The sequence below is a fragment of the Nostoc sp. genome, from assembly GCF_036917375.1.
Taxonomy (GTDB): domain Bacteria; phylum Cyanobacteriota; class Cyanobacteriia; order Cyanobacteriales; family Nostocaceae; genus Nostoc.
Genome location: NZ_JBALDN010000104.1, coordinates 59,196 through 84,019 on the forward strand (window position 1 = coordinate 59,196; position 24,824 = coordinate 84,019).

Below are 24,824 nucleotides of genomic sequence, written 5' to 3' on the forward strand. Positions count from 1 at the left end.
ATTCGGGATTGGGCATGGGGGATTGAAAAGAGGCAGAGGGGCAGGGGAGCAGAGGAGCAGAGGAGAAATAATAACTCCTAACTCAGCACTCAGTACTCAGCACTCAGTACTTACTCAATCCTAGAAAAAAGAGTTTCCCAATCAATTACAGGTGGTCTTTGTCCTTGGTTGACTATTTCAAAAATTTTCCTAGAGCTACTTGGCTGAAAAAGGCATTCTACACAAGCATTTGCGACATCAATCCGGCTGGTATCACCCGAAAGTGTATCCCCAGTGCCTATGACCACACCGTACTTACCCCCAGTTTTTGCCTTAAGGAGGGTGTTGAGGTCGTATGAGGTATAGGGCCCGTCAATGAGGCGTCCTGGGCGGATAATGGTATAGGGCAATCCTGAATTAATAATGGACTCTTCGCCTTTTTGTTTGGCATCCAACACGCCAAAAGCATTAAGAATACTAAAAGGAAACTGATTTTTACGGAGAATTCCACAAGAAGAGACGAAAACGAATCGCTTCAAATTCTGGGGTGCTGCTGCTACTAGATTGCTGACACCTTGAGCATCAATCTTTGCCGGACTATTCTTTGCTTTTGCTTCACTAGATTTGGGATTAAGGAAAATAATTCCCCATTCAATCAAGTTCGGGGTTTCGTCAAATTCCCATCGTGCAGAGGGAAAGGCAGTAGTTCCAGTACAATTTATGATGTGGGTAACACGTGCCATTGCAGCTGGCAGTGTCGCTGGCTGGCGGATGTCACCAACAGCAATTTCCACTTTTTGGTTAAACATCTCTTCAGCTTTTGCGGCATTGCGTGTCAGAACGCGAACTTTTAAACCCTTTTCCAGTAACTTGCCTACCACTAATTGCCCGACTCCACCTGTAGCACCAGCAACTAGTACCAAATCTTTAGCTGAATCAAAAGAAGTCATAAAGTGCCCTTGAGATAGTCTATTGCTAATCTACCTAAAAAATACGATGTCTACGACAAGCTGTGACGCTCGATAGCGCAGCGTTAGCGACGCAAAAGCGTCTAGCTCGCTAACGCATATAAAGAGTAAAGAAGTTCACCTGACTTTACTTCAGTGATAATACAAGAGGCAACAAGGAACGAGGAGCCAACATTGTATTGTTATAAGAGAATAAAGCAGGTAGGAGGCAGATAGCGCAGCGTCTCGTAGAAAGCATTCGGAAAGAATTATGAACTTCCTCGCTGGGAAAAAAAATGAATCAAAATCCTGTAGCTGCTTCCTTGGAGTTGAATGCTTCTCGCCAGTTTGCTCCGTGGCTGTTCGAGCAAAATCTGAGTCTGGCCTTTACCACCTATCAAGCAGGTAAATTATTTTTCATCGGCTTACAATCTAGCGGCCAACTATCTGTATTCGAGCGCACCTTTGAGCGTTGTATGGGTTTGTATGCCCAAGATAGTAGCTTATATATGAGTTCGCTATATCAACTGTGGCGCTTTGAAAACATCTTACAACCAGGACAAGTTCACAACAACTATGATGCTGTCTATTTGCCCCAGATGAGTTATGTGACTGGAGACTTAGATATTCATGATATCGCCCTGAGTAATTCTCAAGCAAATCATGACTCACAGAATTTAATATTTGTCAATACTTTATTTAGCTGTTTAGCCAGAGTCAGCCAAACCCACAGTTTCATTCCCCTGTGGCAACCGCCGTTTATTAGTAAATTGGCAGCAGAAGACAGGTGTCATCTCAACGGGTTAGCAATACGAGATGGTCAACCTAGATATGTCACTGCTGTGAGTCAGTCGGATGTGGCAGAAGGATGGCGGGACAGGCGAGCTGATGGTGGTTGCGTCATTGATGTGGAAAGTAACGAAATACTCATCAGAGGACTTTCCATGCCCCATTCCCCTCGGTGGTATAAAGACAAGCTGTGGTTACTTAATTCTGGGACAGGAGATTTTGGCTACCTAGACTTGAAACGGGGCAGCTTTGAACCTGTGGCATTTTGTCCAGGATATATGCGTGGTTGTGCATTTCATGGTGACTTTGCGATCGTTGGAGTTTCTCAGCCCAGGCATAACAAGACTTTTAGTGGTTTGCCTCTAGACGAAAAATTATTTCAAAAAAATGCTGAACCTCGCTGTGGACTACTGGTAATTGACCTGAAAAGCGGTGATATTGTGCATTCCCTGCGAATAGAGGGGATGGTACTGGAATTATACGACGTGGTGGCGCTACCAGGGGTGCGTCGTCCAATGGCGATCGGCTTTAAAAGTGATGAAATTCGACGGATAGTGACGATGGGATGAGAGACGTGGAATTTCACGTCTGTACAGCAGACAAACAACACAACGAAGGAGAATCAACAACAATGGCTAATGCAGTTTTAAATCTATCTGAGCTTAATGGCAGCGCGAGCGGTTTTGGCAGTGGTGGTTTATTTGCAACTTTAACTGGTGCGCCAACTTTCACGGCATCAGATTTTGTGTTGCAAGCATAGTTTGCCCAAAACGGAGTTCCAAAAAGAACCAGATTAAAGATTTGGCTAATGGTTGTTGACTCTGTAGCTTTCAGGCTGATAAGTGGGAATTTTAGGAAAAGGGCAAACTCCCAAAAACTGTATTAGCACAGTAGTCAGCACTTGAGGTTTTGAGCAGGAATGAAAATTAGTCAAAAATTAATTTTAGGTATTCTAGGAATGGCTACTCTCTCAGGAATTATTGGTGTGATTAGTGCTAATCAACAATTGAAGATAGCTAAGTATCTTGCTCAACAAGAGGCCGAAGAAGTTGCTGGACTACTGGGATATTTTGTCAGTCATGAGCTTGAAAACCACAAAATGCGATCGCAAGATCGGATGCTAGCCCATTTGCAAGAGCATGTTCAATCGCTACACAAGCAACGTCAGCGCGATCTGGAGATTGTAGACCGTAATAAAATCATTCTGGCAGATGTAGTTACGGAAGATATCGGTACGCGATTAGATCGCGATCGCAATAATGAAGTTGGTAAAACTATTCAAGATGGCATACCCAGAACCTATATTGAGGGCAGTCCTGAATATCCAAATGGAATTCAATTGATTGCCGTTCCTTTTAAGACTAACGACGGTGAAACAATGGGTGCAGTAATTTTGGAATATACACCACTTTATAAAGCAGCACTAGCAACAGCCTATAAAAATATTGTTGTCACGTCGATTATTAGTTTGGGATGTGGCATCTTTGCATTAGTAGTAGGTTATCTGCTCTCCAGAAGCATCTCAAAACCGATTAAACAACTCCAGGAAGCTGTGATGAATCTAGCTGAAGGTAAACTGGATACCAGAGTTAATATTCGCTCCCAGGATGAGATTGGCGAGTTAGCTAGCTCGTTCAATAAAATGGCAGACGATCTCCAATATTCTAGAGATGAGTTGGTCAATGCTAACGAACAATTACGAGACGAAATTAGCGAGCGCCTACAGGCAGAAGCAGAACTTCAACAAGTTCTGAAAGACCTGAAAAAAACCCAAATCCAATTAATTCAATCGGAAAAAATGTCGAGTCTGGGTCAACTAGTGGCGGGAGTTGCCCATGAAATCAATAATCCAGTTAATTTTATCTACGGCAACCTGCAACACACTGATGATTACACTCAACAGTTGCTGCTGTTAATTAAGCTTTATCAAAATCATTATCCCAACCCAGAGCCAGAAATCAAAAATGCTAATGCAGAAGCAGATATTGAGTACCTAACAGAAGATTTGCCTAAGATGTTAACCTCAATGAAGATGGGGGCTAAACGCATTCGGGAAATTGTTCTCAGTCTCCGAATTTTCTCTCGTTTGGATGAAGCTGAGTTCAAAACGGCCGATCTCCATGAAGGAATCGACAGTACTCTGTTAATTTTGCAACACCGTCTGAAGCCACAAAATAATCGCCCTGAAATTAAAGTGGTTAAAGAATATGGTGAAATACCTCAAATTCAGTGTTTTGCAGGGCAAATGAATCAGGTATTTATGAACCTCTTGACAAATGCAATTGATGCCTTAGAAGATTGTTTCCAAAAAGAACTTTGTCCAAATCCCTTGATTCGCATTTCTTCTGAACAGGTAAATGAAAATGTAATTATTCGGATTGCTGATAATGGGATAGGAATTCCAGAAAAAATCCAATCGCGTTTATTTGACCCTTTTTTCACCACGAAACCAGTTGGTAAGGGGGCTGGTATGGGCTTATCGATTAGCTACCAGATAATTACTGGCAAGCATGGTGGATCTTTGCAATGTATTTCATCACCGGGACAAGGTGCAGAATTTATAATTACAATCCCAATTCGAGTAGGGAAACCAGCACAATTATCAATTTGCGATCGCCATGTATCGATAACAGGGTAAAGGCGAATGTTTTTCAGATCCTAAGTGCGTAGGCATAGCCCGTTGTAGACATCGCAGTTAGAGGGGAATTGCCCCTGAATTGTTCGGTTCTACCACTGTCACCAGTATACAAATAGTTATAACCTCTTAGATAGTAGTGAAATGTCTAACCTAGACGCTGTTAGTCGCTCTTGAATTAAGGGGTGAAAGCCTGTGTACCAATGGATATTGCCAAGCCTGAGCGAAATCTTGGCTGAAAATCAATCAAGTGTGGCAGAATGTTCACCTGCTAAAGCAGAGCAGCAGTGGCGTATCAGCCTCGCAGCGACAGAACATTTGCTATTAAATACTTTAGCAGACCCTTCAGTTGACACAACCCAAGGATTAGTTTTAGCCGCACCAGCACCCTTGTTTAGTCAACCAAAATTGACTCAAAGTTTACAAACAGTAACTTTTACAGCAAAACCATTTAACCCTTTGGCGCTGATGCCATTTCAGATGCCAGGTGCAATTGCGTCTGTCAATGAAGAAATTGCTCCCAATGAATCGGTACTCCCTTTACTACCTGCCGATCCGCTGGCGGCAGAACAGTTTTGCTTAGTTTTTACAGATAAATTCAGATTAGTACTAGTTTTAACAACCCACAAAAACGGTAAAAAAACCTTTTCATTTTCTTTTGAGCCAGAGATAGTGCAGCAGGCTTGGCGATCGCTTGGGGCACGGGTTATGCTGGCTAATCCAGAGTTTTTCGGGCGCTTGGACGCACTAGTAGAACAGTATTCTCCGGTAGCACCAGACTACCGCATGATGATTCACTTTAGTCAGTTATTGCTTCAGGAATTAACAGAACCAGAAGAGACTAGAGATTCTTTACTAGGGACTGGGGAAGAAGCAGGGGAGCAGGTGGTCACTGAGCGTAGCCGAAGTGGGAGCAGAGGAGCAGAGGAGCAGGGGAGAAGAGTTTTCTCCAATGCTCAATGTCCACTTGCTCTGAGCAAAGCCGAAGGGATGCCCAATGTCCAATCTCCAAATCCTGATGTAGAATTGCTCCAAGCCTTTGCTCACGAAGTGCGTACACCTTTAACAACTATTCGCACCATGACTCGTCTGCTGTTAAAACGGCGAGACTTAGATGCTAGCGCGATCAATCGCTTAAAAATTATCGATCACGAGTGTACCGAGCAAATTGACCGCATGGAATTGCTGTTTAAGGCCGCAGAACTGGAAACTACTGCCTCAACAAAATCATCAAAAACTCAACTCACGCCGATGTCTTTAGATCAAGTGTTGCAGCAAAGCATTCCCCGTTGGGAACAAGCTGCGCATCGGCGGAACTTAACTTTAAATGTTATTTTACCCCAGCAATTACCAACAGTAGTGAGCAATCCCACCATGCTGGATCAGGTTCTCACTGGTTTGATGGAAAATTTTACTCGCAGCTTACCTGCTGGCAGCCATATTCAAGTACAAGTTATCCCCGCAGGAGATCAACTAAAGTTACAATTATCGCCGCAATTCCGGTGCAAAGATTCAAATAAAGCTACCATACCTGCAACGCCACCAATTCGCAAGGCTCTAGGTCAACTGCTGATGTTCCAACCAGAAACAGGTACGATTAGTTTGAATATCGCTGCAACCAAACATTTGTTTCAGGCGATCGGTGGCAAACTAATTGTGCGCCAGCGTCCACACTATGGGGAAGTGATGACGATTTTCTTGCCTTTAGAAGTTAGCAATAAACAGAAACCAATAGTCACGAATTAGAGATATAGCCACCCTAAATGAGATTGTGAAAATTTTTGTTATGGTCGTCCTTGGTCATTTGTCCTTTGTACTTTGTTATTTGTGACTACAATGGACAAATGACTAATGACATGAAACAAAGTACTTTTCCACGCATCTAACAAATATTTCCACACCCATTGCTAAGGCGGTTTCGTCAAAATCAAACCGGGGATGATGATGGGGATATGCTAAGTCTTTCGCGGGATTAGCAGAACCCAGAAAGAAATAACAACCAGGAACCTCTTCTAAAAAAAATGACATATCTTCAGCAGCCATAGTTTGGCATTCTGGCACAATACCCACAGGAGTTTCTACCACTTGTTCTGCTACAGATCGCACTAGTTCTGCTATTTTAATATCATTAATTACTGGTGGATAAAGTGACCAATATTCTAAGTCATAATTTGCACCATGACTCTGACAAATTCCAGCAATAATCTGCTCGACACGCTGGTTAAAAAAGCCTTTCAAACTAGGATTAAAATACCTGACAGTAGCACTCATTCTCGCTGTATCAGCAATTACATTGCGTTTGGTTCCAGCGTGAAGTTCTCCCACTGTCACTACTGCTGAATCAATGGGATTAACATTTCGAGCGACAATGGTTTGCAAAGCATTGACGATTTGAGCAGCAACAACAACGGAGTCAACAGTTTGATGGGGTAGTGCGCCGTGTCCACCTTTACCCAAAATTGTACAGTTAAAGCATTCCACAGCTGCCATCAATGCGCCAGCGCGCACACCCACTGTTCCTAAAGGCAAATTATTCCACAAGTGCAAACCAATAATCGCTTCAACATCTGGGTTTTTCAAAACTCCAGCTTCAATCATCGGCTTTGCGCCTCCTGGTGATTCTTCTGCTGGCTGAAAGATAATTTTCACAACACCAGAGAAGTCTTGGCGATGCTGTTGGAGATAATAAGCTGTACCTAAAGCGATCGCTGTATGTCCATCATGTCCACAAGCGTGCATCACTCCATCATGCTGCGATTTATACGGCACTTCGTTGAGTTCTTGGATTGGCAAAGCATCCATATCCGCGCGAATCGCTAAAACTTGGGGAGTTGGAAGTCGGCTTGCCGTGAGCGTAGCCGAATGGGAGTCAGGAAGTTTGTTGCCTTTGATGGTAGCAACAATGCCAGTGTGGGCAATGCCAGTTTGATGCTCAATTCCCCATTCTTGCAGCTTTTGTGATACAAACTCAGCAGTCAGTTTTTCTTGAAAACCCAACTCTGGTTGTTGATGCAATCGCCGCCGCCACTCTACTAATTGCGGTTGCAATGAGCGAATCGAAAGTCGGATGCGAGATAGATCGACAGAAGCGGGATTGGGAAAGGTGGAAACCATTATAAAGACAAACTAGGTTGATTACAGCTAATACCAATTTGAAATATCGTGTCGCAAAATTTTTTTAAATTGGTATAACTTAGATTATTTTCCCAGTTTAACGTTACTTGGATGAGTCTTCATTAACGAGGTACTCAGCAATGAATGTGTGTTTAAAGAGCCTCTAGTTGATGGTTGTTAATTTTCTCTCTAGATCAAATAAAAATCCGTGGATATACTCTTCAGTCCATTCCGCACCATAGAAGCGTTTAAACATTCCTCGCGCTGGGTCTTTTTCAGCCCTATATCGGAGGTATCGCAGTTGGGCTTGCTCAATGGCTACTAAATTTTGGGAATCTGTTACAGGTTGTGCCTGCTCTACGAAATCGAGATAAGCTTTCAAATAGTCTTTGAAAGCGGCAAATACCTGAGTCTCAACTACAGACGTTTCTTGGGGACGAGTCCACAAAAAAGCGGGAGAGAAAAATGGCTGTGCTTCTTCGGGAAAATCCCCTCCCCAAGATAGATGTTGTTGATGGGCGCGGAAAATGGGCAGAATTGGTTCGGTATATTTCGCCTGATATGCTGAATCATCCCGAAATAAAGGCTGCATATCCAAAGCAATTAGATGTCCTCCTGGCAATGTCACCAAATCTGCCCCAAAAAATGGTAAATCGTAGTTGAGGCGGGGGAAAATCACAAAATTCAGCACTTGCAGCGAATTGCCACCCTGTACGTGAGCTGCACGAATTTGCCGCAACTTTGAAGTTTGAAAGGCATAACTGGTGGTGACAACCTCTTCCTGATTCTTTCCCTTACCCACAACAGCACTCTTGGACTCAAATCCAGTGGGGATAGGATAGGGCTGTAAATCCAAACGCGATCGCATATAGGCGATCGCATAATCGAGAAATGGTTGATAAAGCGTCACGTTGCTTCGCTCCGAATTCAAAATTAATAATCCCCAATGCCCCATGCCCAATGCCCAATGCCCAATGCCAATTATCTTTTGCCGACACCGACTGCTAGGGGAACAGCATCTTCAAATAAGAATTCATGGAGAAAGCGTTCTGCCCATTCATGACCAAAGTAACTGCTAAACAAACCAGATGCGGGATCGCGGTCTGCACTATATTGGTCATAGTCTTTTTGGGCTTTGACAATCCGCTGGATATCTTCAGGGTCTTGGAGCGGTTTGGCATCTGCTAACATTTGCCAATACAAGTTTAAATAATCCTGAAAAGCTTCAAAGACTCGTGTTGCCACTGTTTCCGGGTCGGTTTTGGCAAACAATAGATATTTAGAAAAATACTGGTTGGCATCGTAAAACTTCATTTCTAAGTTTTGTGCCAAATCTGGGTATTTATCGTGCAGAGATTTCAGCGGAAATATATATTTTTTTTGATAATCTTCGTCTTGAAATAAAGGCTGAAAATCAAGTACAATCAGGTTTTTGACTTTCCCAAATGATAAAAAATCAATCCCTAACAGAGGTAAATCGTAGTGGTGACTGGGATAAATTACGCTGTTAAAAATTTGAGCGCTTTCCCCAGCATCAATGTAGGTATAGCGAATTTTCCGCAACTCTTGAGATTGGTAACACCAACTGCGAATAGTTGCTGGGTTTCTGCCGCGATCGCTAACTTTGAATTCCAAACCAGGGGGAATAACCCTACTTTGTAAATCAAATCGCTGAAATAGCTCTTTTTCTAAAAATTCCAGGAAAGGCTTATACATGGAGCATGATTTGTTAACCCTTGCATGAAAATAAGTTATGGCGATCGTGCACGTCTCATTTATGAGAAACAAAGCAACATTCCTTAATGGGGCATGGGGAAGAGGCAGAGGGGCAGCACTTCTCTACGAGACGCTACGCGAACGGCTACGCTCAGTGACCGAGGGGAAAAATTTACTGTAACTTCTCCTCTGCTCCTCTGCTCCCACTTCGGCTACCCTCAGTGACCACCTGCTCCCCTGCTTCCCACTAACGCCTAGCATGATTGCGACTAATCATTTGCTCCAAGACTTCTTGGGAAACACAGCGACGCTCGGAACAATAAGTCATTAAGTTGATTCCGTTCATCATTCGTACTGTACTGACTCTCACACGAAAATCATCCGTAACAAACCAACAACGTTCCTGACCTTGATTGTTGTCATAGTCAGTATCAATCGTCAGCACTCCATCATCAGCAAACCGATATCGGCTCACAACTGGAATGCTCTCAACATAGCCTTGGTTGCGAATCAGTTTTCCAGAACGCCTCGTTTCGTCGGGAACATCAACCAAAATCGCAGCATTATCGGTATTCGGTAGCCTGGTATCTAGGTTAGCCTGCCATGCGAAGCTAGCACCGCTTGTTGCTTTACTAGGATCTATCCCTTGGGCTTTACAAACTTCTTGGACTTTCGGATCGTCCTTTTCCATGACTTTTATAATTAAATTCGACTCCCCCGACTCATCCGCCGCCGAGTCAAAATGATGAACGGCGCGTTCTGTAAACCATACACCTTCACTTTTACGGAAGAAGTCAATCATTGTCAAAGGCGGTATTATATGCATCTGTTTTGAAACCTCGTTCGATCAAATTTTGGCGTTATTAATACTGAGTGATGAGATGAAGTCCCGGTTTAGCTAAAGTGTAGAATAACTCCAAAAGTGATATTTTAATCAGCCGATGACAAATAGTGAAATTCAACTTATTACAAGCGTTCGCCCCAGTCCAACTCCAGAAATTTTAACAGCCCTGAAAGCCGGAATCCCTGTGGATTCGATAGAGTTGTACCAATTCAATCTAAAGGAAGTCGATTTCCGACAAGCTAACTTGAGTAAAGCCAAGCTATTAGGAGCCGACCTCAGTGAGGTGGTATTAAGTAATGTCGATTTGAGTGGAGCAGATTTACGAGGCGCTAATCTGCGAGGAGCCGATTTGAGTGGGGCTAATTTGCAGGGAGCCTATTTAAACCGTGCCGATCTCCAACAAGCAAATCTCAGTGGTGCAAATTTGGAGGGAGCCAAACTCCAAGTAGCGCGTTATGATTCACAAACGAAATGGCCCGAAGAATATAACTACAAAGCTTCGGGAGCGGTAGGGCCGGGCGCTAATCTCAATGGTGCTTTTCTGAATACAGCTTCTTTACGAAATGCAGATTTACAAGGTGCTAATCTGCGTGGAGCCTACCTGAGTGGCGCTGACTTGACAGGAGCCAATTTGCAAGGTGCTTCTTTGAGTGGTGCCGATCTGACAAAAGCTTATTTGACAGGGGCTTGCTTGCGGAATGCTCGATTGACAGGAGCCGATTTACGGGATACAGACCTGCGAGCAACCGATCTCAGTGATGCAGAGATGGAGCATCTTCAAAGTATTGCTGGAGCAGATTTTACTCTTGCTCAAGGACTCACAGAAGCAACTAAAGCCATGCTTTCCAGTCGTCCACATTCAGAACTTGATGTTTGGAACGCCTATACCCGCACAACAACTCGTGAAAGTTTGAGTGCTTGACCAATACAGTGCTGAGTAACGAGTGCTGAGTTGTGAGTAGGAATTAAAGAGTAATTTATAGGCATTCATCACTTTTAACTTAACACTTTTCATAATGATTGCCAGTTCTTTTTCAGGAGTGCTAAAAATGTCGCGTATCCTTCGGAAAAGCCAGGCGGATCGGGTAGGACATATTGGGGAAATTCTTTATACGATCGCCAAGGTTCCGAAGCATTATGCCGCAAATGTAAGGCAGATTCTGAAGAACCTGGTAATCGCCAAGTCATTTGACCAGCTTGTATATCAGTCACAAATACCTCCTCTTCTCGAAAAAGTTGATCTTTTCTTCCAGAGTTTGGCAGATTAACCGGATATTTTAGTCAAATTTAAGGTAAAATCAAATATTTACTTTTTTTCTGATAAGTTTTCTCACAATATTGCATTGCAGACAAACCCACACCGCTATTGTGGCAACAGGTCTTCTAAAGCAGCGCCGACAACTCGGTGATCCTCATCCTGTCTGAGTTGGTTCAAGGCTGCTTTGGCTTCCGGTCGATCGAATTGTTTGAGAGCATAGCTAACTCGCACGCGCATCCGCCAAGATTCATCATTCACCAACGCTAGTATTTGGGATAATGCCGCAGCATGTTGACTAGAATTAGCTAGTAAGCCAAGTGCATCAACAGAAGATTCCCGAACAGTGAAATCTTCATCTTTTAAACCCTGAACGCATATATCAAATAGTTCTTCGGGGCAATCCATTTCAGCGATCGCAGCCAAAATGCTCCGTCTAACTAGCCAGTGGTCATCTTGATAATATGCCAAAACTAGATGAGAAACTGCAACTCTTCCAAATAGCGATAACGAATTTGCCGCCTCAGCTCGCACGTTGGGAGTATCATCAAATTTCATAATTTGCATCAAAGCTGCAAAAGATTCCGCTGATTGTTGATTACCCAAACCCCTAGCCACAAAAGAACGCACTAGAAATTCTGAGTCACGAAGTTTACTCGTGAGCAGAGGAACTGCAACTTCTGATTCATAATCATTGAGGGCAGCGATCGCCTTCAAACGATGGTGAAAATCTGGGTTCTTTAGTTCTGCTTGGATTTTATGGATTTCCATAAGTGCATTTGGTACAGCTATTCTTTACTTTATTTTACAGATGTCACCAAATGGCGATCGCATTCTAAGAAGATTGAATTATGGGCATAGGGCACAAGAGGCAGAGATGCAAAGGGGTAAAGGGTAAGGGGAAAAGGGGAAGGGATTAAAAACCTTTCCCCTTTCCCCACCCCTCACCCAAACTTACTGCAACTTCTCTCCTGCCCCTCTGCTCCCACTTCGGCTACGCTCAGTGACCACCTGCTCCCCACCCCAATGCCCCATTCCCCATGCCCTATCCCCTAAATCAATGACTCAATTAAGCGAAACCGTTAAAGAATTAATCGCTAAAGCTAGAATTGTCAGCTTTGCTGAGTGGGAACAGTCTCATCCAAAAGCAGCGATCGCTATATTTCAAGCTGCGGATGATGCTTTTCGCTACCTGAGCGATGAAGAATTATTGCAGATTAAAACCTTGTCACCCGATAATTCTGAGTTGATTCCTGTTGCTCAATTGTTACGCGATCGCGCCGCCGAAATCATTGACGAATCTAGGGAACAAGTGTTGACAACTTATCCCGAAATTATCCAGCCTGGAGGCGGTCTTTATCCACCTGAACGCGCCCAAGCTTGCTGGCGAGATTTTTGGCATTTTCTTCGCTGCATTACTTATGGCATAGCAGGTGGTCACACTGAATATACAAGTCCCACAGGGCTGCATTATATGAATTTGCTCTATCAGGAATTACAAGTTCCATTGGATGCAATGATTTTAGGCTTAAAAAGTATCAAGGCTGCTAGTTTGAAACGCTGCCAAGCCGATCGCCAGCAAATTCTTGCTCCCTATTTTGACCATTTAATCAGCCAATTGGCTACTTTCCAAATTCGATAAGTTAAGTGTAAGTGGGCATGAATAATCGAAGGTTTGTAGTCAGAGCTTCAGCCCTGACTAAAAGACAATATTACTTAATTTTATATTGCGTAAGATAGTTGAATTTATTCACGCCCACTGGTTGAGATAAACTTAGGTGACTCAGCACAATTAATACTCTGGCTCAAGGGAATGGCACAATACCATCACTTGCATCCCAATTGCAAATCAAATACTAAAAAAAGCTGAATTTTCTCTAAAGTATGATTTAACTTAACAAATTTTAATAAATATGGTTTCGGCATCGTATCACAATGTGTAAAGGCAAACGATGCAAAAACTTAAAATCATCACGACTAATAAGGATTTAAAGTTTATATGTCCCCTACTTTGTCACTATGATGTAAAGTTTTTTAACATCTGCTGAATATCCTTCTCATAAAATTTAGTTGTTAACTGGGAGATAGTTTGAATGACTTTTGGACCAGCATCACGATTAGGGGTCGCTCTGTTTGAAGACGCCGATCCCATCGATCTGTGGCCAAATCGCTCTAATGAGGATGTTGAAACCGTAATTAGAACCGTCTATAAACAAGTTCTAGGCAACGCTTATGTAATGGAGAGTGAGCGGCTTTCTGTTGCTGAATCTCAACTCAAACGGGGTGAAATTAGTGTTCGCGGGTTTGTGCGTCAAGTCGGGAAGTCGGAACTTTACCGTTCGCGGTTTTTTGATAACGCCCCTCGTTATCGGGCAATTGAATTAAATTTCAGACATTTCCTTGGTCGTGCGCCATTGGATCTAGAAGAAACGCGTACACACAGCACTATTCTGGATACAAAGGGCTTTGAGGCTGAGATTGATTCCTATCTAGACAGCGACGAATACCAAGAAACTTTTGGGGAAAGCATTGTGCCTTATATTCGGGGCTACAAAACCGAAGCTATCCAGAATTTGGTTCAGTTTACCCATTTATTCCAACTGGTACGTGGTTCCTCTAGCAGCAGCCTGAAAGGTGACTTAGCTGGCAAACAAGCAAAATTAAACAGTCTGCTAATTCAAAGCACGCCTACTCCTGTAGTTTCACCAGCCAGTAAGGGTGCTGCATTCCGCAACCCAACATCTACTCCTCACACTCGTCAAGGTGTGGGATCTGGTGATGATGGTAAGGTATACCGGATTGAAGTTACTGGCTACAAGGCAAATGTGGTAAATAGCATTTCCCAGTTTCGCCGCAGTAACCAAGTCTTTTTCGTGCCATACAATAAGCTTTCACAAGAGTATCAGCGGATTCACAAGCAGGGCGGTGCGATCGCCAGTATTACTCCTGTCAACTAAAGAATAGAAATTGGGGATTTAGAGATTAACGATTGAAAAATGATTCCGCTGTACTCAGTCTCTAATCTTTCAATTCCCAGTGTTACTCGTTCTGGGATTTACGCAAAACTAAACGCGTTTAAGGGCAATACCTTGCGGAAAGCCGCTTCTGAGCGAGACACTCCGCGTAGCTTGCTTCCACCTAGAAGTATGCGTCTATATAAAATTGCCTTTACCTGAAAAAATGATTTTCGGCTATTTTTTGCGTAAATCCCGATCGAGCAAAAGTTAGCCAAAGCGATCGCTACTGTCAGTTGTGATATACGAAGACATTTAACATACTTTCACAAACTAAAGTTTTACAAAAGCTAGTCAGTGGCAAAAATAACTGACAACTGATGGGAAATTCTACCTATACAAGGGGTAGGATGCTCGGAAATTTAATTAGCGTTTTTCAGGAGATACTTTAATGTCACTTTGGGCTATTGATTCAACTACTGTTGAACTGCGTCCGAACACCAGCGAAAGTGAATTACAAACACTGATTCGGGCAGTTTACAAACAGGTTTTGGGTAATGCTCACTTGTTGGAAAGTGAGCGATTAGCCACTGCTGAATCGCAATTGCGCGATCGCAAAATCAGCGTCCGCAAATTCGTCAACATAGTTGCAAAATCAGAACTTTATCAATCCCTGTTTTTCAACTCTTCTTCCCAGTATCGGTTCATTGAACTGAACTTCAAACATTTACTAGGGCGTCCTCCTGCCGATCGAGCAGAAATTTCCGAACACGTCCGCATCTACAACGAACAGGGCTATGATGCTGAGATCGACTCCTATATTGATAGCAACGAATATCAGCAGAATTTTGGCGAGAATATTGTTCCTTATGTTCGCAGTACAAGCTCCCAAATCGGAATTAAAAATGTTACCTTTAACCGCACCTTTAGCTTAGTCAGAGGATTCGCTAGCAGCGATAGCGATCGCAAAGCCAAACTGATCGGCGATATCGGTTCTAATTTACCCACACCCATCAAAGCTCCCGCAGCTGGTTCTAGTGTCAGCAGCACCGACAAACGCTTTTTGATTAAAGCTGTCAAAGGTGCAGGTAATCTCCGTACTCGTCTGGGCAATCTGGAATACGTAGTTAGCTATAGCCAACTGTCTGGACAAATGCAAAACATTCATCGCACAGGCGGCAAAATTATCAGTATCACTGAAGTTGCTTAGATTTGTCTAAGTAGGAGACTAGAGACAAGGGGGACAAAAGAAAACTCCTAACTTCTCACTCTTGTACAGACGCGATTAATCGCGTCTTTACTCCTAACTCAGCACTCAGCACTCCAAATTCAGCACTCCAAATTCAGTTGTAGTCAAGGAGGCTAACATATAGACTAGGAGAATAACCTTCTTTTTTGCCAAAATATCTCTTGGATTTTAAGCTACTTTTTTAAAATCACTTTTCTAATGGAAATTACTGAATTTTTTGAACTTTCAATTGGACGATGGCGATCGCAGCGTAGCGCTCATCATTTAGCATTTGCCCACTTTGAAGAAGTATTGTCTAACATTGAAATTGAGTCTCTATCCACTGACGATCCAGCAGTGGTAGCGATTTGTCAATTGTATGACACTGAACCCGCCAATATCACTCACCCTTTTCGGATGACTTGGGAAGGTGAGTCAGACTGGGACGATAAACCAATCTCTGGCAGTACTGTACTAGTCCCAATTCCCGATGTCGAAAATCCTTCTAGAGGAAAACTACTGCGAGACAAGGGTTACGCTGAAACAATTCCAGCAGTGGCTAAATATCATCTGAGCGATGATGGTATTTTTACTCTGTTAACGGAGTATGAACTCGCTGCTGCTGAGGAGCGAATTTGGTTTGCTAACCCAAATCTCCGATTTCGGGTAGCAACGATTAAAACCAGTGATGGGAAAGGCGTGACAACAGCTTCCTTTTCTTCAGAGATTCGCTCTTTGTCTTCAACCAAATAGCAAATATCAGGTTAAAACATAAAAGAGTACAAGCTCCTAATTTATTTATGGGGATTGTAATGTGTGAATTTTGAATTTTGAATTTGGAGCGAAGCGACGTGACGATAGCGCCCAGCGAATCTAGCACTAACGCTAGCGATTTGCTCACCTTAGCCTGTTGGATGGCAGGAGATTTTAGCAACTACAAGCAATCTTTTGCAAATCCGCAACTTTACGCCCACATTCACATTTATTTTCGTCCTTTACCGATTGAATTTTTTTCTGGTATCGGTTTCTATTCTGAACAAGCTTATGACCACGATTTATGGACACCCTATCGTCAAGGAGTACATCGACTAGTCGATTTGGGCGATCGCATTTACATCGAAAATTACAGCTTGAAAGATCAGATGCTTTATGCAGGTGCAGCTCGTGAATTAGATATTCTCAAAACCATCACCCCAGAAAGCATCGAACGGCGTTATCACTGTTCAATGGTTTTCCAACGGGAAGGTGAAATGTTTCGAGGTAGTGTGGAACCAGGCAATCAATGTCTGATTCAACGCAATGGATGTCAGACATATCTTGTCAGCGAAGTAGAAATAACCGAGCGTACTTGGATAAGTCTAGATAAAGGTATGGATATTGAAACCCATAAGCAAATATGGGGATCTACCGCTGGCCCATTGCAATTTGAAAAACGGGAAAGTTTTGCTGATGAATTATCTGCGGTGAGCGCGTTATGTTGATTCAGCTTGAATCTGTTAAAACCAAAATGTTACCTCCACAGGCTGAAAGAAAAATGCGTTGCTGGATTCGCAGCCGCCATTTGATTTGTTCGGGTAACTTTTTTATATTCGAGACATTAGAATATACAACGATTGAGAGATTTTCTGAATGCGTTGCTTCTTTAGGAGGAACAGTAATATCCGTTGACCCGGTTAACAAAATTTGGATGGGCGATCATCGCCAAGTTATTTTATATCAGGCAAAAGCTAGTTTACATACGCCTCATCATACTTTGAAACAATACTGGATAAAATACGGTGGTTTCTACACTAGATTTGATGAGCGTGCTTGAGAGTTACTATCCTGTAGTAATTATTCTGACAGGCGTTTATACTCTAATTCAAAATTAAGTTTTGAATTTTAAATACTCCCCAAGGGGGTTGACGGCTAATTATTAATGTCTAATTGCTAATTTCTCATTGTGATTAGCTGTTAGTTATTAATAGTTAGCCGTCGAAGTTTGTTAGAAAATGTAACTAAAAAGATCCCCAAAAGTTGATAAGTTAATATCAATAACCAGTAGACTTATTGCAGAAGTAGGGAAAAGGGTAAGGGGTAAAGGGTAAAGGTATGGAATTTTATCTTACCCTTAAACCTTTAACCTTTCCCCAACATCTTGGCATTTGTTACTTTTGCAAGATGTCTAGCAATTAGTAAATCTTAAGTAGGGACTGTTATGGCTTTGCATTTTAGTATTGGCCATCCTGCTACAGAAATTTTATTTTACTTGACAAATTAGTTACTCTTACCCACTAATAACCCAACTATGCAGACCTTTTTAGACGAAGCAACCAGACGACGCCAATATCAAGCATTTCCCCAAACAGAACCTATAGAACTGTGGACTACTGCTTCAATTGATGACATTGAAATTGTAATTCGAGCAGTTTATCGGCAAGTGTTGGGTAATGCCTACATCATGGAAAGTGAGCGGCTCGTAGTTCCAGAATCCCAACTCAAGCAAGGTATAATCGAGGTGCGTGAGTTTGTGCGTCAAGTTGCCAAATCAGAGTTGTATCGCTCTAGATTTTTTGATAACGTTTACCGCTACCGAGCAATTGAACTTAACTTCAAGCACCTACTCGGACGCGCTCCCGATGACTACTCCGAGACGAAACATCACAGCAATATTCTAGATGAAAAAGGTTTTGAAGCGGACATTGATTCTTATCTTGATAGCGACGAGTATCTAGATGCCTTTGGCGAGAACATAGTGCCATATTACCGGGGTTATAAAACTCAAACGGGCAAAAAGATATTGGAATTTACCAATATGTTACAATTGCTGCGGAGCAACTCTAGCAGTGATAAGAACCTAGCAACGAATAATGAACCTCAACTGGTGCGATCGCTAATTACCAACGCTCCTTATGGTAGACAGAAACCCACGGATATTAGGGCATTGCTGGCTGAAGTATTCAAGCCCAAGCCAGAAACTGCTGCTCCAGTTAATACCTTTATTGCAGCTTCCACATCAGCCGAGGAAAGCTTGCGGCAAAAGATTAAAGAGCAAGAAAGCCAGATTGAAACTTTGCAACAACAATTAGCAGACTTACGACCATTTGCCAGCATCGGCACAACAAAATTTAGTAGTAGTTGGCAGTCTTCTAGTTTGCCCGCCAGCACAGGTGAATATACATCTTTGCAACAGCAAGCTGACGCTCAAGAAAAACAGATTGCAGCTTTGCAAGAGCAAATTGCTGATGCTCGACGGTCTGCGACAATTGGAGAAGCCCGGTTGAATAAGTGGCGCAGTCGCGTTTTTAATGGCTAATTTCTCTAATGTTTAGTTTTATCGGGTGGGTTAGGCAAGTTTAACTCACCCATTTTTTCACTACGAACAAATAAACTACTTTAACCCTAATTCGAGAAGCTGCTTGCAGGAAAGGGAGACAAAGCGTAGCTTTAGCGAGGTAAGGTTCTTCAGATTTAATAAGTAATTAAGGGGACAAGCTTTCGATGTAACACTATCTTTGGCGCTAGTCAGCCAGTCGGTTGCTGACGCGTGAAAACCGCTAATTGAGCGGCGAAAGCACGCTTGAAGGCGGGTCGCGCTTCGCCACGGGCGACATAAGTAGAGAGATTCGGATAGTAATCTAGTATACCCGAGTCTTTCAATCTGAGCAGCACTTCCACCATCATCAGGTCGCCTGCGCTGAATGCGCCATCGAGCCAGTCGGCATCTCCAAGGTGACTGGAAAGTTCTCCCAGGCGGTTACGGATGCGACCTTCGAGGACACGCAGGCGCTGCTCGTACCAGTCCCGATCGCGCTCTAAGTACGTGGCGATTTCCCGATCGACGATTGGCGGCTCCATCGTATTAAGTGCAGCAAACATCCATGCGATCGCTCGCGCTCGACTATTCGCATCGTCTGGCAACAGCCCTGTATGGCGCTCCGCAATATGGAACACGATCGCCCCCGACTCGAACAGGGCGAGATCGCCTGACTCATAGGTTGGAATTTGCCCGAAAGGATGAAGCGCACGGTGCGCGGGTTGCTTCATCTCACTGAACGAAACAAGACGAACGTTGTAAGGTTGGCGCACTTCTTCGAGCGCCCAGCGAACGCGCATATCACGCGCCAGTCCCTTGCCGCCATCAGGCGATCGCTCAAAGGCGGTAATAGTGGGTGTAATTGGAAGGGTCATGGTGATTTCTCCTTTACCATTAGTTTTTCTACTTCCAAATGTGTAACTTGTAAACTTACTACTGCTGGGTCATTTTGTCATACTTTAGTTTAAACTCCAGTCACTAAAGATTTCCTGATATTTTCCGAGTAAGCTTGAAACAACAAATAATCAGAAAGTGTCTGAATTATTGTTCTAATAGACTTACAACTTATGAAAAAAGCTATAACTTATCGATATCGTACTTATGGACTAGTTGGGTTAATATCCTTAAGCGCTGTATTAACTACACCTACATCTGCCTTAACACAATTGGCAAGCGATTCTCCAATTAGGCAAACTCCTATCCCTACTGCTAACTTAATCTGGCCAACTAAAGGGTTTATTTCTCAAGGCTTCCGCAAATATCAACATGAAGGCATTGATATTGCAGGGTCTTCTGGAACTCCTGTTGTTGCTGCGGCATCCGGTACAGTTGTTAAAGCAGGTTGGGATAATTGGGGATTAGGAAATGCCATAACTATTAAACATCTCGACGGCAGCATTACTGTTTACGGCCACAATCGCCGTTTGTTGGTGAGCAAGGGTCAACAGGTTATTCAAGGTCAAATGATTGCCGAGATGGGATCTACAGGCAATAGTACAGCACCTCATCTGCACTTTGAAGTTCATCCAAATGGTCGAATAGCAGTTGACCCCCTTCGTTTGTTGACATCCGTAACTGCAAGTGTTGGCTCTGGTTCTAAAGTTCAACAAGTGGATAACCAGAACCGCCCAGTCTCGCCACCTCCAGTAGCAAATCAAGTTTCACCCTCACAGCAGTCAATTCCTATAGATTTTGCACCTGTAAGCACTGATACGAAATGCAATGGAATTAGTCTTATTGAAGGTGAGACTGCAAGCTCTCGTGTAAAAGTCTGTGAAGAAAATGGTCAATTATTTTATATTGGGCAATTGAAGCAACCCTCAAGCAAGCCTATAAAGATAGTAGCTTTAAATATTGGTAAAGACAGATATCGAGCAGATAACGGTAGTTTTTATTATTTAGTCACTCCCCAAAGAGTTGAAGTTTGGCGAAATGGTAGTCAGATTCGTTCTGACAGTTTTTATAATTTAATGAAATCGCCTTGATATTCTTTCTACCTTACTTTGGTGAAGATGATTATTTTAAATATCACTCTTTGCTATACCAGATTGTTAAAAACTTAACTACTACGCAGACTTTATTTCGCTTAAATTCAGGTTTTTAACCGCTTTGATATCCCCTGCCTATCAAAAATTCAGACAGGGGATATTACAGCAATTAGTTGAAGAATACAGAATTCAGAATTCAGAATTCTGAATTCTGTTCAATAAAACTTTCAGTTAACACTTAACTAAAAGTTAAGTGTTAACTGAAGCAAGTGGTTGAGAACCATTTGGCACAGAGCTATTATTTAGGATAGGCTGACGAGTTTTCAGGTCAAATTTGAAGCCATGTGGCAAAATATGAAGCTTTGCTCCACAAATCGCCAAAGATTCATCCTTCAAAATTTCGCCCATATTGTTATATGTAGCTTCTGATTCATCAACAATCGTAACCGCACCTTCACCAATTACTTCAATTTGGTTATCTGTCACTACCATAGCGGTATTTTCGTCAATCCCAAATCCTAAGACAGCAGGTTCTAGTATTAAAGCTGAAATCAAGCGTCCCAAGCGTCCACGCTGAGAAAAATGCTGGTCAATTACTACCCCTGGTAAAAATCCCATACCTGGGCCCATTTCAACAGTTTCAATCCGAGGATGTGTCTGCGAATCACCTTCCACAATCATTTTATCTGGCATCACAGCAGCCCCGGCACTTGTGCCTGCTATCACTACACCTTCAGAAAAGCGCTGGTGAATCGCCGTATCGATTTCGGTATCCTTGAGGATGCTGGTAATACGAGCTTGGTCTCCCCCTGTAAAAAATACCCCAGTTGCTTTCTTAATAGCTTCCAATGCAGTAGATGAAGATGCATCTTCACGGGTTTCTGTATCAATAATACGAACAGTTTCGGCTCCCAGGCGCTCAAACACTCTGATGTAATTTTCTCCCACTTCTCTTGGTAGTTCTGTGGCTGCTGTCAGAATTACAATATAGGCCTTTGTACCTCCAGCGCGTCGTACAAAGTCCCGTAAAATTACGGAATCTCCCTCTTTATCTTCGGCTCCCCCAATAATTACTAACTGCCTTTTAATATTACTTTCCACCATGATGCCCCCTGGGATTTGAGTTAATAAATTTCACTAAAACATGACAATTCAATGTATCAAATCATCCCTTTGATAGATTCCTTGACAAAACTAGGATTAACATTTGCGTAGACGCATACCCCTACGCGGAGCTTCTGTCTGCGACACGCTGCGCAAACGTAGAGAAGAGGCTTGTTGTTAGACATCGCAATTAGACCACAATACTTTTCTGAAAAATTATCTAATTTTCCAATCACTAAATAAAATCTACAACGTCAACTGCCTCTAGAAGTATTTTCTAGAGGCATTTTTGGCTATATTGCTAATTGTCGATTGGAGATTTATCGGGCGATGTGAGTAATTGGTATTGACCCTAACTAGATGCAAATAGATATCTGATGGCAAGTCCTAATGAAGCCGACTTCTGTAAAGCAAGTTAGTTAAGAAAAAACGTGCTTGTTCTAGTGGGAGATGCCTGGGTTTGCCTTGGTAGACAATTTGATACTCATTCATGTCTGCCCCATCTCCATGTCCAGAAATCAGCTTTTGGTGAAAAGCTTCGTCAGCTAGTTCTCGAATTTCATCTCTTAGAGCAGCTTGTGTGCTATTCATACTTTGCTGTCTTTTTATATTGTCTTTTTAATGCCCCACATTTATTATTTATACAATTTTGAGATGAGTGTTGCACCTTTCAAAGGTTATATCTTTGATTATTCATGAGGATGAATTGACTGTTCTTGCTTCCTGGCAGAAGAATGGGGATTTAATTATGCCTTAAGATAGTTAAAAATGCTTAGTAATAGAGTTAGCGTGGGTTCTGATTAGCTCACTGGCAAAGCCATCACTCTCCAAAATTAACTCGAGCCAATCTACAATCAATAAGTCTGAGGAACTATAACTCAGCATTAAAAATTCAGGGTGTTTAGCCGAAGGTTCGTAATCAATGGTTCTACAAAAAAGCAGTGAATTAGTCCGCATTAATGCTAGAAGAACGGATGTATTCGATATTTTCAACTTCAAGCATTACCTTGGCCCCAACCCTTATTTAAATGTAGGGGCGCTAGTATTTGATTTTGCTCTAATTGACTCTAGAGAGCCTTTGCCCATTGAAGATTATATTGCCAGCATTGGCGATCGCTATCCAAATCTTCTCGATCAAACCTACGAATCTTATGCCCATCTCTTTGCCCAAGTTGTGTCCGAAGCCGGAAAATTGGACATGGATTTACACCTTAACCGCTGGAGTGTGAAGCCATATCCAAATCTGACGCGGATTAGCATCCAATCACTACATGAACGGACAACTAGAGAGGTAATTTACTTTGTTTGGGATTGGTTTGAAGCAATTACCCAAGACGAAGACTTTGCCTTTGATGAGCAGTTGGTGAGGCTGCAAGATAGATTTCGCGCATCTGTCTACGGAGGCCCCACGGTTTACGCCCTATTGCGAACAGCTTATGAGAAAGGTATTCCCGCCTTTTATTTGTGGGAAGAAGGATTGATGCAATACGGTTTAGGAAAAAACCATGTCCGGGGGGTAGCAACAACATTTAACTGTGATAGCCATCTAGATTCCGAGTTTACTACCCGCAAAGATGATTGCAAGGCATTTTTGAAAACCTTGGGTTTCCCAGTGCCTGAAGGTAGTATTGTCTTTTCCGAAAAAGAAGCCTTGGCAGCAGCAAGAGAAATTGGCTACCCAGTGGCAGTTAAGCCAGTGGTAGGTCACAAAGGAATTGGCGTTACGGCTGATGTGCAAGACTCAAAAGAACTGATCTCTGCTTATAATCGTTCGCTGGCAGCGATTCCCGAAAATCAGCAAACCCGAATAATTGTTGAGAAAAGCATCTCAGGATCGGATTTTCGTATGTTGTGTGTCAATGGTCGATTCGTCGCCGCCACAGAACGCCGTCCTGCATCAGTTGTGGGTGATGGGTATTTAACACTTGCAGAGTTAATTCGCCAAGAGAACCGCAAACCTGCACGTTTAGACACGCCAACCTCGCCGATGAGTAAAATTCAGATCGATGAAGCGATGGAACTCTACCTAGAGGAACAGCGTTTATCATTAGACAGTGTGATTGAGAAAGGACGCACTGTTTACCTGCGTAAAGTTGCCAATCTTTCAGCCGGAGGTATGAGCATCGATGCAACTCCAACAGTTCATGCTGACAATATTATCTTGGCGCAAGATATTGCCCAACATTTTCAGCTAACTTGTCTGGGAATTGATGTTATTACCAAAAGTCTCGCAGAATCTTGGAAATCCAGTAACTTTGCCATCCTGGAAATCAATGCTGCACCAGGCGTTTTGATGCATCTTAAACCTTCTGTTGGTGAAAGTGTTGATGTACCTTCTCATATTTTAGAAACCTTTTTTGAGTCGGGTACGGATGCCAGGATACCAATTATAACCTTTAACAAAATCTCAGTTGAAGAACTGCAAGCAACGATTGACCATATCCTTTTGCAAAATCCCAACTGGATAATAGGTGCTGTTTGTCGTGATGCCGTTTTTGTGAATCGCTCGAAAAAAGTATTAAGCAAAGATTACAACAGTAATGTTCAAACTTTGCTACGTCATCCCAAACTTGATTTGCTAATTGCCGAGTATTCTGAAGAAATCCTCGAAGAACAGGGCATATTTTACCAAAATAGTAATATCGTAGTTTTGGATAATCCCACCGAAACTGAGATGATTTTGGCGCGAGATGTTTTCGATGGTTCGACTGTGGTGATTAGAAAAGGCAACGATATTTCTATTCGTCGCAAAGGGTTGATTGAAGATTATACTTTGGGTGAAGATGAACCATTTACGCGGGTTTATTTGAAGGAAACTGGAGCGATTTTGTAAGTTAAGTAAATAGGCGCTTTGGGATTGGAGAGTAGGGGAGTAGGGAAGTAGGGGAGCAGGGGAGCAGGGGAGCAGAGGAGAAAGTTGCAGTCAGTTTTTCCCCTCCGCACCTCTACCTCTGCCCCTCTGCTTCTTCCCATGCC

24 protein-coding genes are annotated in these 24,824 nt (G+C 42.7%); 14 read left to right on the forward strand and 10 right to left on the reverse strand.

The annotated features are described in order from the left end of the window. Positions 1-110: 110 nt before the first annotated feature. Positions 111-929, reverse strand: coding sequence for an SDR family oxidoreductase (locus tag V7K45_RS27985; RefSeq protein WP_335008468.1), 819 nt, complete (start codon positions 927-929; stop codon positions 111-113). A 293-nt stretch (positions 930-1,222) separates the two neighbouring features. Here V7K45_RS27985 and V7K45_RS27990 point away from each other — a divergent pair, with 293 nt between their 5' ends. The 4 genes from V7K45_RS27990 (at position 1,223) to V7K45_RS28005 (ending at position 6,096) form a co-directional block, all read left to right on the forward strand. After that, complete coding sequence (locus V7K45_RS27990; protein WP_335008470.1) at positions 1,223-2,284, forward strand: TIGR03032 family protein; 1,062 nt, start codon at positions 1,223-1,225, stop codon at positions 2,282-2,284. A 5-nt stretch (positions 2,285-2,289) separates the two neighbouring features. Then, positions 2,290-2,475, forward strand: a complete 186-nt coding sequence (locus V7K45_RS27995) for a hypothetical protein (RefSeq protein WP_335008472.1) — start codon at positions 2,290-2,292, stop codon at positions 2,473-2,475. A 159-nt stretch (positions 2,476-2,634) separates the two neighbouring features. Further along, complete coding sequence (locus tag V7K45_RS28000) at positions 2,635-4,353, forward strand: ATP-binding protein (protein ID WP_335008474.1); 1,719 nt, start codon at positions 2,635-2,637, stop codon at positions 4,351-4,353. Positions 4,354-4,545: 192 nt separating this feature from the next. Continuing rightward, on the forward strand, positions 4,546-6,096 hold the full coding sequence (locus V7K45_RS28005; RefSeq protein WP_335008476.1) for a sensor histidine kinase: 1,551 nt from the start codon (positions 4,546-4,548) through the stop codon (positions 6,094-6,096). A 102-nt stretch (positions 6,097-6,198) separates the two neighbouring features. Here V7K45_RS28005 and V7K45_RS28010 read toward each other — a convergent pair whose 3' ends face one another. The 4 genes from V7K45_RS28010 to V7K45_RS28025 all read right to left on the reverse strand — a co-directional run bounded on the left by V7K45_RS28010 (position 6,199) and on the right by V7K45_RS28025 (position 10,006). After that, positions 6,199-7,464, reverse strand: a complete 1,266-nt coding sequence (locus tag V7K45_RS28010) for a M20 family metallopeptidase (RefSeq protein ID WP_335008478.1) — start codon at positions 7,462-7,464, stop codon at positions 6,199-6,201. A 163-nt stretch (positions 7,465-7,627) separates the two neighbouring features. Further along, positions 7,628-8,395 (reverse strand): phycoerythrobilin:ferredoxin oxidoreductase, encoded by a 768-nt coding sequence (locus V7K45_RS28015; protein WP_335008480.1) that lies wholly within the window; start codon positions 8,393-8,395, stop codon positions 7,628-7,630. Positions 8,396-8,445: 50 nt separating this feature from the next. Next, positions 8,446-9,180, reverse strand: coding sequence for a 15,16-dihydrobiliverdin:ferredoxin oxidoreductase (locus tag V7K45_RS28020; RefSeq protein WP_335008482.1), 735 nt, complete (start codon positions 9,178-9,180; stop codon positions 8,446-8,448). Between the two features lie 247 nt (positions 9,181-9,427). Beyond that, positions 9,428-10,006, reverse strand: a complete 579-nt coding sequence (locus V7K45_RS28025; protein WP_335008484.1) for a phycobiliprotein lyase — start codon at positions 10,004-10,006, stop codon at positions 9,428-9,430. 115 nt (positions 10,007-10,121) lie between these two features. Between V7K45_RS28025 and V7K45_RS28030 the strand changes: the two genes are divergently transcribed. Next, positions 10,122-10,946 (forward strand): pentapeptide repeat-containing protein, encoded by an 825-nt coding sequence (locus V7K45_RS28030; protein WP_335008486.1) that lies wholly within the window; start codon positions 10,122-10,124, stop codon positions 10,944-10,946. A gap of 89 nt (positions 10,947-11,035) precedes the next feature. Here V7K45_RS28030 and V7K45_RS28035 read toward each other — a convergent pair whose 3' ends face one another. Both V7K45_RS28035 and V7K45_RS28040 read right to left on the reverse strand, forming a co-directional pair. After that, on the reverse strand, positions 11,036-11,236 hold the full coding sequence (locus V7K45_RS28035) for a hypothetical protein (protein WP_335008488.1): 201 nt from the start codon (positions 11,234-11,236) through the stop codon (positions 11,036-11,038). 151 nt (positions 11,237-11,387) lie between these two features. Further along, positions 11,388-12,050, reverse strand: a complete 663-nt coding sequence (locus tag V7K45_RS28040) for a HEAT repeat domain-containing protein (protein ID WP_335008490.1) — start codon at positions 12,048-12,050, stop codon at positions 11,388-11,390. Positions 12,051-12,339: 289 nt separating this feature from the next. Here V7K45_RS28040 and V7K45_RS28045 point away from each other — a divergent pair, with 289 nt between their 5' ends. From V7K45_RS28045 to V7K45_RS28075, 7 genes are all read left to right on the forward strand, one after another. After that, positions 12,340-12,921, forward strand: a complete 582-nt coding sequence (locus V7K45_RS28045; protein ID WP_335008492.1) for a phycobilisome protein — start codon at positions 12,340-12,342, stop codon at positions 12,919-12,921. Between the two features lie 451 nt (positions 12,922-13,372). Next, on the forward strand, positions 13,373-14,236 hold the full coding sequence (locus V7K45_RS28050) for a phycobilisome linker polypeptide (protein ID WP_335008494.1): 864 nt from the start codon (positions 13,373-13,375) through the stop codon (positions 14,234-14,236). A 448-nt stretch (positions 14,237-14,684) separates the two neighbouring features. Beyond that, positions 14,685-15,443 (forward strand): phycobilisome rod-core linker polypeptide, encoded by a 759-nt coding sequence (locus tag V7K45_RS28055; protein WP_335008496.1) that lies wholly within the window; start codon positions 14,685-14,687, stop codon positions 15,441-15,443. A 237-nt stretch (positions 15,444-15,680) separates the two neighbouring features. Continuing rightward, positions 15,681-16,214, forward strand: coding sequence for a phycobiliprotein lyase (locus tag V7K45_RS28060; RefSeq protein WP_335008498.1), 534 nt, complete (start codon positions 15,681-15,683; stop codon positions 16,212-16,214). A gap of 98 nt (positions 16,215-16,312) precedes the next feature. Further along, entirely contained in the window at positions 16,313-16,942 is a 630-nt protein-coding gene (locus tag V7K45_RS28065) for a chromophore lyase CpcT/CpeT (RefSeq protein WP_335008500.1), read from the forward strand. Next, on the forward strand, positions 16,936-17,274 hold the full coding sequence (locus V7K45_RS28070) for a CpeR family transcriptional regulator (RefSeq protein WP_335008502.1): 339 nt from the start codon (positions 16,936-16,938) through the stop codon (positions 17,272-17,274). The genes V7K45_RS28065 and V7K45_RS28070 overlap by 7 nt, the downstream gene beginning before the upstream one ends. A gap of 474 nt (positions 17,275-17,748) precedes the next feature. Next, on the forward strand, positions 17,749-18,756 hold the full coding sequence (locus V7K45_RS28075) for a phycobilisome rod-core linker polypeptide (RefSeq protein WP_335008504.1): 1,008 nt from the start codon (positions 17,749-17,751) through the stop codon (positions 18,754-18,756). 209 nt (positions 18,757-18,965) lie between these two features. Here the strand turns inward: V7K45_RS28075 and V7K45_RS28080 are convergent, their stop codons facing one another. Beyond that, a complete protein-coding gene (locus V7K45_RS28080) occupies positions 18,966-19,631 on the reverse strand; it encodes a glutathione S-transferase family protein (protein WP_335008506.1) in 666 nt (221 codons plus the stop codon). A gap of 192 nt (positions 19,632-19,823) precedes the next feature. Between V7K45_RS28080 and V7K45_RS28085 the strand changes: the two genes are divergently transcribed. Further along, positions 19,824-20,741 carry a M23 family metallopeptidase gene (locus V7K45_RS28085; protein WP_335008508.1) on the forward strand — a complete coding sequence of 306 codons (918 nt, stop codon included), beginning with the start codon at positions 19,824-19,826 and terminating at the stop codon, positions 20,739-20,741. Between the two features lie 252 nt (positions 20,742-20,993). Here V7K45_RS28085 and V7K45_RS28090 read toward each other — a convergent pair whose 3' ends face one another. Both V7K45_RS28090 and V7K45_RS28095 read right to left on the reverse strand, forming a co-directional pair. Then, entirely contained in the window at positions 20,994-21,848 is an 855-nt protein-coding gene (locus V7K45_RS28090) for a cyanophycinase (protein ID WP_335008510.1), read from the reverse strand. Positions 21,849-22,235: 387 nt separating this feature from the next. Continuing rightward, the gene (locus V7K45_RS28095) at positions 22,236-22,439 is read right to left on the reverse strand and encodes a hypothetical protein (RefSeq protein WP_335008512.1); all 204 of its coding nucleotides are present in this window, start codon (positions 22,437-22,439) and stop codon (positions 22,236-22,238) included. Positions 22,440-22,770: 331 nt separating this feature from the next. Here V7K45_RS28095 and V7K45_RS28100 point away from each other — a divergent pair, with 331 nt between their 5' ends. Further along, the gene (locus tag V7K45_RS28100) at positions 22,771-24,681 is read left to right on the forward strand and encodes an ATP-binding protein (protein WP_335008514.1); all 1,911 of its coding nucleotides are present in this window, start codon (positions 22,771-22,773) and stop codon (positions 24,679-24,681) included. Positions 24,682-24,824: the final 143 nt, after the last annotated feature.

Bases quoted from the DNA above. Each gene is read 5' to 3' on its own strand.
- V7K45_RS27985 (WP_335008468.1), bottom strand. From the start codon at position 929: ATGACTTCTTTTGATTCAGCTAAAGATTTGGTACTAGTTGCTGGTGCT.
- V7K45_RS27990 (WP_335008470.1), top strand. From the start codon at position 1,223: ATGAATCAAAATCCTGTAGCTGCTTCCTTGGAGTTGAATGCTTCTCGC.
- V7K45_RS28000 (WP_335008474.1), top strand. From the start codon at position 2,635: ATGAAAATTAGTCAAAAATTAATTTTAGGTATTCTAGGAATGGCTACT.
- V7K45_RS28010 (WP_335008478.1), bottom strand. From the start codon at position 7,464: ATGGTTTCCACCTTTCCCAATCCCGCTTCTGTCGATCTATCTCGCATC.
- V7K45_RS28020 (WP_335008482.1), bottom strand. From the start codon at position 9,180: ATGTATAAGCCTTTCCTGGAATTTTTAGAAAAAGAGCTATTTCAGCGA.
- V7K45_RS28025 (WP_335008484.1), bottom strand. From the start codon at position 10,006: ATGCATATAATACCGCCTTTGACAATGATTGACTTCTTCCGTAAAAGT.
- V7K45_RS28030 (WP_335008486.1), top strand. From the start codon at position 10,122: ATGACAAATAGTGAAATTCAACTTATTACAAGCGTTCGCCCCAGTCCA.
- V7K45_RS28040 (WP_335008490.1), bottom strand. From the start codon at position 12,050: ATGGAAATCCATAAAATCCAAGCAGAACTAAAGAACCCAGATTTTCAC.
- V7K45_RS28045 (WP_335008492.1), top strand. From the start codon at position 12,340: ATGACTCAATTAAGCGAAACCGTTAAAGAATTAATCGCTAAAGCTAGA.
- V7K45_RS28050 (WP_335008494.1), top strand. From the start codon at position 13,373: ATGACTTTTGGACCAGCATCACGATTAGGGGTCGCTCTGTTTGAAGAC.
- V7K45_RS28055 (WP_335008496.1), top strand. From the start codon at position 14,685: ATGTCACTTTGGGCTATTGATTCAACTACTGTTGAACTGCGTCCGAAC.
- V7K45_RS28060 (WP_335008498.1), top strand. From the start codon at position 15,681: ATGGAAATTACTGAATTTTTTGAACTTTCAATTGGACGATGGCGATCG.
- V7K45_RS28070 (WP_335008502.1), top strand. From the start codon at position 16,936: ATGTTGATTCAGCTTGAATCTGTTAAAACCAAAATGTTACCTCCACAG.
- V7K45_RS28075 (WP_335008504.1), top strand. From the start codon at position 17,749: ATGCAGACCTTTTTAGACGAAGCAACCAGACGACGCCAATATCAAGCA.
- V7K45_RS28080 (WP_335008506.1), bottom strand. From the start codon at position 19,631: ATGACCCTTCCAATTACACCCACTATTACCGCCTTTGAGCGATCGCCT.
- V7K45_RS28085 (WP_335008508.1), top strand. From the start codon at position 19,824: ATGAAAAAAGCTATAACTTATCGATATCGTACTTATGGACTAGTTGGG.
- V7K45_RS28090 (WP_335008510.1), bottom strand. From the start codon at position 21,848: ATGGTGGAAAGTAATATTAAAAGGCAGTTAGTAATTATTGGGGGAGCC.
- V7K45_RS28095 (WP_335008512.1), bottom strand. From the start codon at position 22,439: ATGAATAGCACACAAGCTGCTCTAAGAGATGAAATTCGAGAACTAGCT.
- V7K45_RS28100 (WP_335008514.1), top strand. From the start codon at position 22,771: ATGGTTCTACAAAAAAGCAGTGAATTAGTCCGCATTAATGCTAGAAGA.